Here is an 11534-nt window from a genome sequence, read left to right as displayed (position 1 = left end):
CACCCTCGACCTCGATGTGCTCAGCCGGGTACGAGTGAACATGCTCGCTGGCGGGTGGTGGAGGCACCTACCTGCCCGGGCGTCTCTGGTCACGCTGGTCTACGGTCCCTTCCTGTGAACCGTACTGATCGTTTGTATGCGCTGGTGGAAGAATTGCGTGCAGCTTCGCCCCGCCCGCGGAGCGCCCGGTGGCTGGCCGGGCGCTTCGATGTCAGCTCCCGCACCATCGAGCGCGACCTCAACGCCCTGCAGCAATCCGGTGTGCCCATCTACGCCGAGCCCGGCCGCAGCGGTGGATATGTCCTGGACAAGGACCACACCCTGCCACCTTTGACGATTACCCCGGCGGAAGCGATAGCTCTGGCGGTGGGACTGCACGCACTGTCCGGGACACCTTTCGCAGGCGATGCCCGTTCGGCGCTGCGCAAGGTCTTCGCCGTCATGCCCCAGCGCGAGCGCCACGCCACACACGAGCTCGCCGACCGCGTCCGGCTCACTGTCTCCCAGCGGCAACCGGCCAACGTCCCTCACGCCTTGCGAGAGGCGCTCTCCACTCGACGGGTCCTACGCCTGCACTACACCGACGCGCAGGGCGCCAGCACCGATCGCATCGTCGAACCCATGGGTTTCCTGGGCGGCGACCACTGGTACCTCATCGGCTGGTGCCAGCTCCGTGCCGCGGTACGCGGCTTCCGTCTCGACCGCATCCAGCAGGCGAACGCCCTGGCGGAGACGGCCCCGCCGCGCCCCGTGGATCTTGCCGCCGTCGACACCCTGGGCTGGGAGTTCGTCCCTCTCGATGAACTTGTAAACACCGACATAGGGCTGTCGCCCAAAGCATAGAAGCTGGTGCCCCACGACAACGGAAAGGCACCCCATGCATCTGACAACCCAGCCTCCCACCGCCGACGCAGCCCTGCCGACCCGCGAGCACGGCACGAGGCTGCTGGAGGGGTGGACGGCCCTGTGGAACGGCGAGCTCGCACTCGCGGAGCAGATCATCGCCCCCGGCTTCCAGCTGCGTTTCGCGAACGCCGTCGAAGGCACCGGCACCGACTCCACGCTAGAACGCAGCACCCTCCTCACCTTCATCACCGCCCACCGCCAGGCCCTTACCGGACTGACCTACGACCTCGATGGTCCGCCCGTCATCGACAATGCTCACGGACAGCTCGCATCCCGGTGGACCGCGACCTACGTTGACGGTTCAGGCGCACCCGTCACGAAGAGCGGCATCGACATGTTCTCCATCGCCGATGGCCGGATCTCCGGCGTGTGGTCGCTCACCGGCAACCGCCGATTCGCCGCGTAGCCACCCTCCACACGTGCGTACCGGAGATCGCGAGCCGTCACGTTCTCGGCTGAACCACCCGTAGCCCCCACTCGAACCGAGCCGGTCGGCGCGGACTCCGAGAGCGCGAGCACATTCACGGGTACGAGCCTGAGTGCATTCCTGTCTACGCCGACACCGGGTGCCCTCTCGTTGGCCATGGGCTCTCACCGCAGCCTGCCACCAGGCGTCATGGATGGGGGTGAAGGGGGTGAACCGGCCAGCAGCGGGCCTGGTCGAGAGCGGTGGCGCCGGGCAGGGCACGCGGTTTCCGAACCAGGGTCTCCAAGTAGTGGTCGAATTCGAGGCGAGTGGCGCCGCGGGCGATGAGCCGTTTGTGCCGGGCGACTTCTTCGCGGCCGTCGTAGACCACCAGCTCGGAGGCGTGGAGCATGACGCGGACGGTCCGCCCAATCAACCGGACCGGAACCGAGTAGCGGTTCATCCGGACGCAGATCTGGCTGTAGCGGTCGACCTGCCGGGTGGAGAGCCGGCCTGTCTCGAACAGATGACCCCTGACACCTCCCCGCCGAACACGCGGCGAGCACGAGAATCAAAATGAGGGGCGCCAGGAAGAACCGCATGACCTAGACCAGGACCAGGGGATCCAGGGTGGAGACTGTGTAGCAGCCAGGCCCCTCCCCGGGGCCGCGGACGCGCCGTCTGTTTCCTCGGCTTCGCCCCCAGGGCTGCCGCAAGCCCCGAGGGTGACGGGAGGCGCCCGAACCGAGGGCCAACGCCTGCGGGCCGGAGGGGCTTCCGGCCCTCCGGCACGCAGGCGTTCGGGAGGCTGGTCAGACGCTGCCGCGCCAGGAGCCGGTCGCGGCGCCGCGGTCCTCGATGAAGTGCTTGAACCGCTTCAGGTCGCCCTTGACCTGCCGGTCGACGAAGCCGAGCTTGTCCCCGATGTTCTCCGCCATCCCCTCGGGATCGAAGTCCATCATCAGCGTCACCTCGGTGTGGGCCGGGTCGATCGGCCGGAACGTGACCAGGCCCGACTGCTCGGTTTCACCGCCCACGGTCACCCAGGCGACCTTCTGGTCGGGGACCTGCTCGGTGATCTCCGCGTCGAACTCCCGCTCCACCCCGGAGATTTTCGTCACCCAGTGCGTGAGCGTGTCGGTGCGCTGCTCGATCCGCTCCACACCGTCCATGAACTGCGGATACGACTCGAATTGCGTCCACTGGTTGTAGGCCGTCGTCACCGGCACATCAACCTCGATCGATTCCTTTACCTGCGACATCAGAGAAGTCCCTTCACGACTGCGTGGTTCGCCAGGCCACCGCCGACGGCGGTCCGTTCATCCCTCCCCCGGTCCACGCGCCTGCCCGCTCCAGCACCTGGCAACCACCCGTCGGGGGCAGCAGCAGCGGCGTGTCCACTGCAATCAGCCCACTCCGGCTGGCGGGCCCGGCCCGCTCATTCACTCTGGACACATGGGGTCGATCATCGTGCTGTTCGAACTGGAAGCGGACCAGGCCATCGGGCCGGACGGCGTGGAACCGGTCGTGCGCAGCGTCCACGCCTCGGGCGCTGACCCCGACGCGCCCGAGGACCCGCTCCCGCAGACACTCTGCGGCCTGGACACGGACGCTATGGAGCACTCGCACTACCGGCCGTCCGGGCCGGGCGAACCCTGGTATCCGCCCGCCCTCCAGGAGCAGCGGTGCCGGCAATGCGAGGCAGGACTCCAGGCCGCCTGAAGACCCGGGGCACGGTCTCGTCGAAGTGGAGATTGATCACCCTGTGGGACGCCCCCGCAGTTCACCCTGACCACCGAAACACCCCCAATCGCCGGGACAGCCGACTACATGCACCGACCGTGATGATCCCGTGGCTGCGGGCAGCGGTCAGATCGTGGGTCGAGCCGGGCAGCGCCGCGGACGCCCAGATCAGACGTCCGAAGGGAGCGGCGAGAACCTGCACGTTCATGCCGTGCCGCTTGTGTTTCCCGGAGTAGTACGGAGTGTCGGCGGCGATCCGGTCGATCGGCAGAAGGGTGCCGTCCAGGATCACGAACGCCTTCGTCGAGGCCGTCTTCATCGCCTCGGCCAAGGTCGGCGCGACGCCGGCCAGCACGTCGACGGCCTCGCGGACGTATCGGTAGACGGTTGCGATCCCGATGCCGAATCCAGCGACGAGCTGGGCATAGGTGTCGCTGCACCACAGGTGAGCCAGCGCAAGGTGCGCCTGACGGCCAGCAGTCAGGGGCGCCGCCAGCGTGTGCCGATCTCCAGCAACCGGGCGATGAGTTGACCGGTCAGGTACTTCAGGGTGCGGGTGGACAGATCTATTGATGATGGGTAGGCAAGCACGCGAAGCTCCTGTGGACACGGGTGATCTTGGTCGGTATATCGTCCACCAGGAGCTTCGTTGGGCCAATGCACTGCTGTCGGCCCTCAACTCCCCTTGTCTGCAGTCAGGTCGGAAGTTGATCTCAGTGGGTTGGGCGCTGCGGGGTGCTGGCCACCCCTGTCTCCCGGCCGCTGAGCGAGGCGTCCAGGGTCTCCTGGGCCGTGCGCATCGCCTCGGCGTACTTCGGCTCGGACATTCGCTGCCAGGCCAGATCCGGTGCGATGTGCTCGACCCGACTCATCACCCACCAGATGTTGCCGAACGGGTCCCGCACCCTGCCGCCGCGATCCCCCCACGCACTGTCGGCAGCCTCGGTGATCACTAGTGCCCCGTGCGCAACAGCACCAGCCATGGCGGCGTCCACGTCCGGGACATAGACCCGCAACAGGGAGGGCATCACCGGCCAGTCGGGCCGTCGGTCGAAGGCCAGCACGACCGTGTCGCCGACTCGGATCTCGCCGTGACCGATGGTGCCGTCCTCGACCGGCACCCGTGCAATCTCTTCGCCGTCGAACGCGACGGTGATGAAGTCGAGCAGTGCGCCGGTGTCGTCGGTGACCACCCACGGTGCAACGCTGGTGTAGCCCTCGGGTGCAGTCTGACTCATCGGTGTCGTCCCCTCCTGTGGTTCTTCGTGACGTGACGACACTAGGGATCAACTAGGACAGTTTTGTTCCTAGATGAGCCCGGAATCAGCGCGAACCTCGTCAGCGCCCTGGTCATAGCCGTCCTCCCTCTAGAACCTCGTGCTGAGGATGAAAAAGGCTCAGTTCCACGGTGCGTACCTCCCTGGCGGCCGAACGACACGGGCCGTTCCGGTAATCACGCCACCGCGGCAGGCACAACCTCGGCTCGGATATCCCTCAGGCCAGGAACCTGCCAGTCCCGGCGGCAGGGCGGGCCAGGGCCGGAGGTAGCCCCTCACGGACCAGCGGGCCGGCTCCTCGCTGGTACCGAGCGCGGTCGCCACCTCCTCCCACGGGATCTGTCCGATCCGCACCGCCAGGGCCGCGTCTGCCCCCTTCGGCGATCAGGTGACGCAGGTCCGCGAGACCTCGGCCAGCTCGTCGAGGAACACCCCCGCTGCGCTGGCACGATGCCCTGCTGCTCGAACCGGCGGTACACCTTCGCCGAGAGGGTCGCGTCCACGAGGCGGCCGGGCCTCGAGCCAAATGCCGACACCCGAGTTGGCGAACCACACCTCAGCGTCCGGCATGACGAAGTAGACCGCGCCCTGGGTTTCTGCTCAGACGCCGAGACTCTGGAGGGTCTCCGTCATCAGACGGTTGCCCTTGGGCGCGTACCGCGAGGTGTACGAAGACAGCTCGGCAACCGCCGCACCCAGCCACTCGGGATCACCGAGCCGGTCCAACGCCTTCGCCTCGGTGAGCTGGCCGAACAGTGCGTTCAGCACAATGACGTGGCCGCCCGTGTAACCGCGCTCGTGCTGCGTGTACCACACCGACCACGGCTCGTAGGGATGGCGCACCATGCCCCGCAGGGAGCAGTCGTCGCGGCCCATGTCGGCACCGTGCGCGAAGCCCCCACGACGCCTCCGAACCGGGTGACATGCCACCTTCGGTAGGCGGCTCGCACCTGCAACTCCATGAACCGGGACCACTCCGTGGCGAGCAGAGGCACCGCCTCTTCGCACCAACGGTGCTCCAGGCCCTCGGGCGTGAACACGATGGACAGGCCGTCCTTTCGCGTCGGGTCCCCGATCACCCACCGGTCCCCGATCAGCTCCAACGGCCCCAGGTACTGCGCCATGGACTCCCCCTCCGTCCTGCCCTCCGCCCAACCGGGAACACAGTCGATGCCTGCAGACCGCCCACCGGCGGTGCGTCCTCGATCGTGTGCAGCGCCCGACCGGCGCGGACCCGCAGCCCTCCCGAGCCGCGACGTCGTAGCAGAAGCTCACAGTGGCTTTCCCCCGGCCGACAGCCCGGGCAGCCGATGAACCCGGTCAGCCTCCAAGTCCACCTCGGCGTCCTCCGCGGCGCGGCAGGGCCTCCGCGATCCGCCAGCTCGTCCTCCAGGCAACGGGACCCGCACGTCCTGGCCATCCCGGGCACGGGCGACCCGGAGCATCTGACGGCGAACGTGGCGGCGGGGCGCTGCGGCTGTCCGGAGACGACCTCGCGCTGCTGGACTCGCTGCACGGGCACCGCCTGACGGCCCGCGGGGACGCCGCAGGGGCCGGACCCGGCGGGTCCGGCCCCTGCGGCCGTATGTGGGGCGTCAGTTCTTGACGGGCTCCATGCAGAGGACGAACTTGTCCGATTCGAGCTGCTGCGCGAGAGCGACCTCGGCCACGCCCTCGCACTTGTCGATGTCGAACGTGTTGTCGACGACCTTGACGACCTTGTAAAGGTCGGCCACCTTCTCGGTGCAGCCCTTGCTCTCGACCTTGGGGTCGTTCTCCGGGCCGGTGACGACGACGCAGTCACCGGCCTCCGCGTGCACCGGGGCCTCGCCCGTCAGATAGGGAAGGCCCAGGCGCCAGAACAGTACGACCGCGATCGCCACGACGATGCCGAGGATCTTCTTCCCCAGGACGCCCTTCTTCTTCGCGGGCTCGGACGGCGCGACGGGGGCGTCGAACGGGCCGGGAGCGGCTGGCTGCTCGGGGGACTGCGGCGCGGGAGGCGTGGCCATGGAGGGTTCCTTGGGGACGTGTACGTGATCGAACGCGCGTACGCTACCGGCTCCTGAACACACAAAAGGGACTCTCTCCTTCCGTTTTCCAATCAGATACGGAGTCGTGATCCCTGTCGACTCGTCAGGCCACGCCGCCGGATCCCGGCCTACAGCAGGGCGGTGATCACCACCCTCCGGTCCACCAGCGGCCGAACGACGGGGAGCAGGGCGACGTCCTCGCCCGAGGCGGCAGCGCCCGCAGGCGGGCCCGCCCGGGTCAGAAGGCGGCGGACACGTAGTGGCCGGCGTACGCCTGCAGGCGGGGAGCGAGCGGGCTCTCGGCGCCGGCGGAGTTCGCCTGCATCCACAGCTCGTTCTCCACGACGAAGCGGTACGCGAACTCCTCGAAGGTGTCGGCGCACCGCACCAGCGAGGAGGCCACCGCGGCCCGGACCTCCTCGGCCGGTTCCCCCTCCGCCCACCAGCCGGCGGACTCCAGTTCCACGTGCGAGAAGACCACGAACGCCTCGCCGGAGGGGCGCAGGTACAGGTACCAGATGACGCAGTCCTGCTGGTCGCGCAGGAACCGTACGAGACGGGCGCCCTCCTCGGCCGGACTGTGCAGCGGATCGGAGAGGTGGCTCCAGCAGGCCGTCACCGAGACCTCGTCGAAGGCGCGGCAGAGGCGCTCGCTGCCGTAGAAGGCGGCGAAGCCCTCGGGGAGCGCCAGTCCGGCCTCGGCCAGTTCCCGCTCCATGGCCGCGAGATGCTCCGTGTGCTCGGATCGCGGCCCGCCCGCCCCGCCCAGCCAGTCGAACCCGTCGTCGAGGTGCGCGGCCTCCAGCGGCGGCAGGCTCTCCAGGGGGTACACCTCGTAGGTGGACGCGCACGGCCGCAAGCTCCCCAGGTCCGTGGCGCACCAGCCGGTGGGGAAGGGGATGGCCGCGACGTCGGCTGCGGGCCCGGAAACGGAAACGGACATGGAGAACCCTTCAGAAGGTGGCCGGTTCAGCGGTATGCCAGCATCCTCGCGCCCGCCACTGACAACAGCCGGCTCCGTCGATCGCCTTCAGCAGACGCAGCGACCGCTCCTGGCCCGCCGAGCACCGCCTGGTGTCCGGCGCCGGCGGAGCGCCACGCGCCGGCCAGCACTACCGTCCCGGCCAGCAGGCTCAGGGCCAGGCATGCGGTCTCGCGCCCGGCAGGTGGGCCCACCAAACCGCACGCGGTCGGCACCGTCCCCCACCAGCAGCGCCTCTACTGTTCGGTGTTCAGGCTTCGACGTACGCCACGATCGTGATGGTCCGCAGGGCGGTCACGTAATAGATCACCCGGACCCCGTCGATCTCGTCCGCGTAGTCGCGCAGCAGCGTGCCGGGCACCTCGGTGCCGAGTTCCGGGTTGACGCTGATGGCGACGATCGCGCGGTCCAGGCGGTGCGTCTCGTTCGCCGTGAGTTTGGCCAGCTGGGTAAGCGCGGGCTCGACCATGACGACGCGCGAGCGGCGCGCGGCGGGGTCAGGCGACACGAGGCTGCCCGTCCGCGAGGCGGGCGAGGTGGGCGTCGCGGGCGGTCTCCCACAGGACGCCGCTCTCCGGCGTGGGGTAGCCGTGGGCGGCGATGTCCTCCAGCACCGAGGCGAGGACATCGACCTTGGCCCGCTGGTCGGCCGCGTACGCGAGGACGGACGCGGCGGCGTGCTCGTCGAGGGGCTGGCGTTCGGGCACGGGCGCGGTGGCCGGCTGCTGGCTCATCCGGGACTCCTGGACTGTCATCTGGCGTGGTGTCACCACGGTATCGCCCAGCCCGCGGACCGGGATCCACTCCGGCGAAACCGAAACCCAGGCAGGGCGGACGCTGGGGTGCGTGCCGTTACCTGTCCTGAGCGGTCAGGAGCAGGACCAGGGCCTTGGAGCGGGTGGTCCCGAGCGCGGCGGCCACCGCTTCGGCGGACATGCCGTCGTCGCACAGCGTGCCAGCAGCCTCCTGGCCTACCCGGGCGGCGATCCGCTCCAGCACACCGGCAGTGCGAAGCGCGGCCAACGGCGCCTCCGCGGCCGTGGCGGTCAGCTGCCCGGCCGTCTCGACCAGGAGCGCGGCCAGCGACTCGGGCAGCGGCACGGCCGCATCCCGGACTACGGACAGGTGCGCAGTCGGGTCCGCCGTCTTTCTGACTACCAGTGACAGCTTCCGGGCCGCGCAATCCATCGACTCCGGCTTCCAGAACCCTTCGCCGACGGAGCGAAGAAGGCCGACGGCCATGTCACCGCAGGAGCCGCCTCCGACGGGAAGCAGCTGTGGCGTACACAATCCAACAGCTGTACCTCCGCACCGGCGTTGGCCGGGGGGCAGTCCGTACTGGTGGCCCACACCTCGGAGTTGTGGGCCTACGACGCCCGTACGGGAGCGGCGCGCTGGCGAGTGAAAGGCGAACCGGGTGCGGATCGAGTCCCCCTGGTCGTCGGCAACAGGTTGTACGTGCTCACGGACGCGGGGGTCGACGCGGTGCCGGCATGAGGTCTCCGACATCAGCCCCGACTCATGCACCCCGAGATCACCATCGTCTGGCAGACTCCGCCTACGCCGGCCAGTTCGTCACCTGGGCCAAACAGCACCTCCGCCTCACCATCAAGACCGTCAGCCGACCCAAGGACACCACCGGGTTCGTCGTTCCTGCCCCGCCGCTGGGTCGTCGAACGAACCCTTGCCTGGCTCATGCACGCCCGAAGCGGACCGCACCTTCCCGTTTGAGCACTGGGAATACGACAGCGGGCGCATCGACGGCTTCGACTACGACATCGGGGCAATCCTCATCGCATCCGCTGAGACAACCGGCGAGTCAGAGCTGATGACCGTACTGACCGGCTGGAAACTCAGTCCCCGCCAGTTCGTCTACTCCTGGGACAGCCAGGACCCCAAGTAGCTGCACAGTCGCTCGCTCAACACACCTGCGAGCCACCGCCGCCCAGCCCTCGCTCACTATTTGTCACGAACGGCTCAGACACTGGTGGCACTGGTACTCCAGCAGGATTTCGCTGTCTGACCTGCGGGTTTCGTCTGGCGGGTGGAGTGTAGCGGGCTGTGGAGTGGTCAGGGGTGGCCTTCGGGAGGCTGCCCCTCGGTCGTGTGGCACCGGCGCTGGTAGTGGCAGCGGCGGGCGACCGCTACGAGCAGGGTGGACCTAGCGCATCAGGTCGAGCGGCCCTTCCCGAGGTAGATGCGCCGGGGAAGCGGTACGTCGCGGCCCCGGGCGACGTACGGAAACGCCCCACTGCGCGCGCAACAGGAGGGAGACCCAGCTCCGGTAGGGCGCCCAGTGGTCGCTGATGCCCGCGAGGCGGCTCACCTGGGACGAATCCGGCTCGCTCAGGCCGTAGGCACGCGCCATCGCGGCGTGCAGTCGGGGTTCGTGGCGGGGGAAGACGTCGGAGTGTCCGGCGCCGCGGATGAGGATCAGCTCGGCGGAAAAGGGGCCGACCCCGGGCAAGGTCTGAAGGTGGACAAGGGCGTCCTTGGCCGGCATCGCCCGCAGTTGGGCGGCGTCGAGGTCCCCAGCGAGAGCGGCATCCGCGAGGTGGCGAAGACGTTCGACTTTGATGTCGGGGAGCCCTGGGATGCGTTCGAGTTGGCGCAGGGCCCGTGGGGTGGGGAAGGCGTGCAGGGTGCGGCCGGCGACAGTGACGTGTTGTCCCTGATGTTCGGCGATGCGGGCCTTGATCGCGGCAGCCTGGACCATGCGGATGCGGTGGCCGATGAGTGCCCAGGCTGCCGCTTCGTACGGGGAGTGGAAGCACACCGGCCGCAAGCCCGGGTACGCCGAGATGAGCTCGGCCACGACGGGATCGCCCTTGGCGAGCTGGGGGAATCCGCTGCCGTCGACGTCGAGCGAGAGGATGCGGGCCAGCTGCTGCCGCACTGCGTCGACCCCAGAGGAAGCCGGAACGGGCTCGATCCCTGCCGCCGTCCCGGCCCGCCCCTTGCAGGGCGGGCCGGTATACAGGATGGCCTCCGCCTTCACGATGCCCTGTGGGCCGTCTTCCTGCCTCACCTCGACCCCCACAGTCGAGTGGCCGTCGTCGGCAGGGAAAGCCAGCCGTATGGCTTGGCCCTCACCAGTGTCGTAATACCCGGCGGGGGTGAAGCCCTTCAGGAAGCCGAGACCTGCTGCGGGGAGAACGGTCCTTGCGGGGTGATGGTGAAGGCATACACGGTCAGTTCCCGTGGGCGGTGATCGCGTAGCCCTCGGGGCCGAGGAAGGTGAACATCCTGCCGAACGGGCCGTCTTCCGGCTCCCTGACGATGGGGGTCCCGGCAGCCAGGAGGCGGTCGTGGAGGGCTTGGGCGTCGCTGGTCTTGAACCACAGGGCAACACCGACACCGGGCCGCTCCACACCGTCGAGGTTCACGCCCGGCAGGGCTTCGCGGACAGCGAATGCGACCGGCTCGGTCGTGAACACCACGGCGCCGGGGGCGAGGCCGGCGCCCGGCGCAGTCCGAGGTGAGTCTCGTAGAAGGCAGCTGCCGCGTCGACGTCACGCACCTGCAGTGCGATGAAGTCCGGTCCGGTGACGGAAACGGTGGTGGTCATGGGAGCTCCTCAGATGCGCTCAATGTCAGGACTTTGACATGGATGACGCTAGGCGTCCCCGCCCACCTATGTCAAACTCCTGACATGACAGATGGGCCGACCGACAACCCGACCCCGACCGGCGACGTGACCGAGCGCCTGGGCTACCGCCTCAAGCGCGCTGCCGCCGCCCTGCGCGGCGCAATGGACAGGGCCCTGCGTGAGCACGGCTTGACCGTGCCGCAGTACGCCTGCCTCGAACTGCTCGACCAGCAGCCCGGGCTGTCCAACGCCGAACTGGCCCGCGGCACGTTCGTCACCCGGCAATCCATGAACGTCGTCCTGCGCGGACTACAGGAGGCTGGCTTGATCACCCGCGCGACCACCACCGACCACGGCCGGGCGCTGCCCGCCCACCTCACCGAGGATGGCCACCGGCGCCTCGCCGCGGCACGCTCCGCCGTCTACGCCATCGACCAGCGGATGACCGACGCTGTTCCGCCGGAACGCATGGCGGCTCTTCTTGCCGACCTGGACCGGATGGCGGAGACACTCGGCGGGTGAGCGATCTACAGCTCGATGACCGCCGATTTCACGGTTCCCATCACTGGCCTCTCTCGCCCCCGGCGCCCAGGCGACG

16 protein-coding genes and 3 pseudogenes are annotated in these 11534 nt (G+C 68.8%); 7 read left to right on the top strand and 12 right to left on the bottom strand.

What is annotated here, in order from left to right; translation table 11 throughout:
* Positions 1-114: 114 nt before the first annotated feature.
* Together JIW86_RS39530 and JIW86_RS39525 are read left to right on the top strand one after the other, a co-directional pair.
* Positions 115-843: a helix-turn-helix transcriptional regulator gene (locus JIW86_RS39530; RefSeq protein ID WP_257559100.1), complete on the top strand. Its 729-nt coding sequence runs from the start codon at positions 115-117 to the stop codon at positions 841-843.
* Positions 844-877: 34 nt separating this feature from the next.
* Positions 878-1312, top strand: a complete 435-nt coding sequence (locus JIW86_RS39525) for an ester cyclase (RefSeq protein ID WP_257559099.1) — start codon at positions 878-880, stop codon at positions 1310-1312.
* 208 nt (positions 1313-1520) lie between these two features.
* On the opposite strand, the gene JIW86_RS39520 is transcribed toward JIW86_RS39525, so the two are convergent.
* Entirely contained in the window at positions 1521-1787 is a 267-nt protein-coding gene (locus tag JIW86_RS39520; protein WP_416237707.1) for a Mu transposase domain-containing protein, read from the bottom strand.
* Between the two features lie 337 nt (positions 1788-2124).
* Positions 2125-2574 (bottom strand): SRPBCC family protein, encoded by a 450-nt coding sequence (locus JIW86_RS39515; protein ID WP_257559098.1) that lies wholly within the window; start codon positions 2572-2574, stop codon positions 2125-2127.
* A gap of 193 nt (positions 2575-2767) precedes the next feature.
* On the opposite strand from JIW86_RS39515, the gene JIW86_RS39510 reads away from it, so the two are divergent.
* Complete coding sequence (locus JIW86_RS39510) at positions 2768-3034, top strand: hypothetical protein (RefSeq protein WP_257559097.1); 267 nt, start codon at positions 2768-2770, stop codon at positions 3032-3034.
* Positions 3035-3155: 121 nt separating this feature from the next.
* On the opposite strand, the pseudogene JIW86_RS39505 reads toward JIW86_RS39510, so the two are convergent.
* The 8 genes and pseudogenes from JIW86_RS39505 to JIW86_RS39465 all read right to left on the bottom strand — a co-directional run.
* A pseudogene (locus JIW86_RS39505) lies at positions 3156-3646 on the bottom strand (transposase family protein); the annotation flags it as partial.
* A gap of 122 nt (positions 3647-3768) precedes the next feature.
* Positions 3769-4293, bottom strand: a complete 525-nt coding sequence (locus tag JIW86_RS39500; protein WP_257559096.1) for a VOC family protein — start codon at positions 4291-4293, stop codon at positions 3769-3771.
* Positions 4294-4932: 639 nt separating this feature from the next.
* Positions 4933-5208 carry a hypothetical protein gene (locus tag JIW86_RS39495; protein ID WP_257559095.1) on the bottom strand — a complete coding sequence of 92 codons (276 nt, stop codon included), beginning with the start codon at positions 5206-5208 and terminating at the stop codon, positions 4933-4935.
* A 719-nt stretch (positions 5209-5927) separates the two neighbouring features.
* A complete protein-coding gene (locus tag JIW86_RS39485) occupies positions 5928-6344 on the bottom strand; it encodes a hypothetical protein (protein ID WP_257559094.1) in 417 nt (138 codons plus the stop codon).
* A 259-nt stretch (positions 6345-6603) separates the two neighbouring features.
* A complete protein-coding gene (locus JIW86_RS39480; protein ID WP_257559093.1) occupies positions 6604-7308 on the bottom strand; it encodes a hypothetical protein in 705 nt (234 codons plus the stop codon).
* 289 nt (positions 7309-7597) lie between these two features.
* Positions 7598-7855, bottom strand: a complete 258-nt coding sequence (locus JIW86_RS39475; protein ID WP_257559092.1) for a hypothetical protein — start codon at positions 7853-7855, stop codon at positions 7598-7600.
* Positions 7845-8081, bottom strand: a complete 237-nt coding sequence (locus JIW86_RS39470) for a hypothetical protein (protein ID WP_257559091.1) — start codon at positions 8079-8081, stop codon at positions 7845-7847. The genes JIW86_RS39475 and JIW86_RS39470 overlap by 11 nt, the downstream gene beginning before the upstream one ends.
* A gap of 118 nt (positions 8082-8199) precedes the next feature.
* Entirely contained in the window at positions 8200-8448 is a 249-nt protein-coding gene (locus JIW86_RS39465) for a hypothetical protein (RefSeq protein WP_257559089.1), read from the bottom strand.
* 81 nt (positions 8449-8529) lie between these two features.
* On the opposite strand from JIW86_RS39465, the gene JIW86_RS42310 reads away from it, so the two are divergent.
* The 3 genes and pseudogenes from JIW86_RS42310 (at position 8530) to JIW86_RS39455 (ending at position 9250) form a co-directional block, all read left to right on the top strand.
* Positions 8530-8844, top strand: coding sequence for a PQQ-binding-like beta-propeller repeat protein (locus JIW86_RS42310; RefSeq protein WP_416237706.1), 315 nt, complete (start codon positions 8530-8532; stop codon positions 8842-8844).
* An 18-nt stretch (positions 8845-8862) separates the two neighbouring features.
* Positions 8863-9054 (top strand): annotated as a pseudogene (locus tag JIW86_RS42305) (transposase); the annotation flags it as partial.
* On the top strand, positions 9032-9250 hold the full coding sequence (locus JIW86_RS39455; RefSeq protein ID WP_257559647.1) for a hypothetical protein: 219 nt from the start codon (positions 9032-9034) through the stop codon (positions 9248-9250). The pseudogene JIW86_RS42305 and the gene JIW86_RS39455, both read left to right, overlap by 23 nt.
* 258 nt (positions 9251-9508) lie before the next feature.
* Here the strand turns inward: JIW86_RS39455 and JIW86_RS39450 are convergent, their stop codons facing one another.
* Positions 9509-10243 (bottom strand): DNA-3-methyladenine glycosylase family protein, encoded by a 735-nt coding sequence (locus JIW86_RS39450; protein WP_257559088.1) that lies wholly within the window; start codon positions 10241-10243, stop codon positions 9509-9511.
* A 295-nt stretch (positions 10244-10538) separates the two neighbouring features.
* Positions 10539-10915, bottom strand: a pseudogene (locus tag JIW86_RS39445) (VOC family protein).
* Between the two features lie 84 nt (positions 10916-10999).
* Between JIW86_RS39445 and JIW86_RS39440 the strand changes: the two are divergent.
* A complete protein-coding gene (locus JIW86_RS39440) occupies positions 11000-11458 on the top strand; it encodes a MarR family winged helix-turn-helix transcriptional regulator (RefSeq protein WP_257559087.1) in 459 nt (152 codons plus the stop codon).
* Positions 11459-11534: the final 76 nt, after the last annotated feature.

Origin of the sequence: Streptomyces sp. NBC_00162, assembly GCF_024611995.1 — a bacterium.
Lineage (GTDB): Bacteria > Actinomycetota > Actinomycetes > Streptomycetales > Streptomycetaceae > Streptomyces.
This window is presented reverse-complemented; position numbering and strand designations above follow the sequence as displayed.

Bases quoted from the DNA above. Each gene is read 5' to 3' on its own strand.
- JIW86_RS39525 (WP_257559099.1), top strand. From the start codon at position 878: ATGCATCTGACAACCCAGCCTCCCACCGCCGACGCAGCCCTGCCGACC.
- JIW86_RS39515 (WP_257559098.1), bottom strand. From the start codon at position 2,574: ATGTCGCAGGTAAAGGAATCGATCGAGGTTGATGTGCCGGTGACGACG.
- JIW86_RS39510 (WP_257559097.1), top strand. From the start codon at position 2,768: ATGGGGTCGATCATCGTGCTGTTCGAACTGGAAGCGGACCAGGCCATC.
- JIW86_RS39500 (WP_257559096.1), bottom strand. From the start codon at position 4,293: ATGAGTCAGACTGCACCCGAGGGCTACACCAGCGTTGCACCGTGGGTG.
- JIW86_RS39495 (WP_257559095.1), bottom strand. From the start codon at position 5,208: ATGGGCCGCGACGACTGCTCCCTGCGGGGCATGGTGCGCCATCCCTAC.
- JIW86_RS39485 (WP_257559094.1), bottom strand. From the start codon at position 6,344: ATGGCCACGCCTCCCGCGCCGCAGTCCCCCGAGCAGCCAGCCGCTCCC.
- JIW86_RS39480 (WP_257559093.1), bottom strand. From the start codon at position 7,308: ATGTCCGTTTCCGTTTCCGGGCCCGCAGCCGACGTCGCGGCCATCCCC.
- JIW86_RS39470 (WP_257559091.1), bottom strand. From the start codon at position 8,081: ATGAGCCAGCAGCCGGCCACCGCGCCCGTGCCCGAACGCCAGCCCCTC.
- JIW86_RS39440 (WP_257559087.1), top strand. From the start codon at position 11,000: ATGACAGATGGGCCGACCGACAACCCGACCCCGACCGGCGACGTGACC.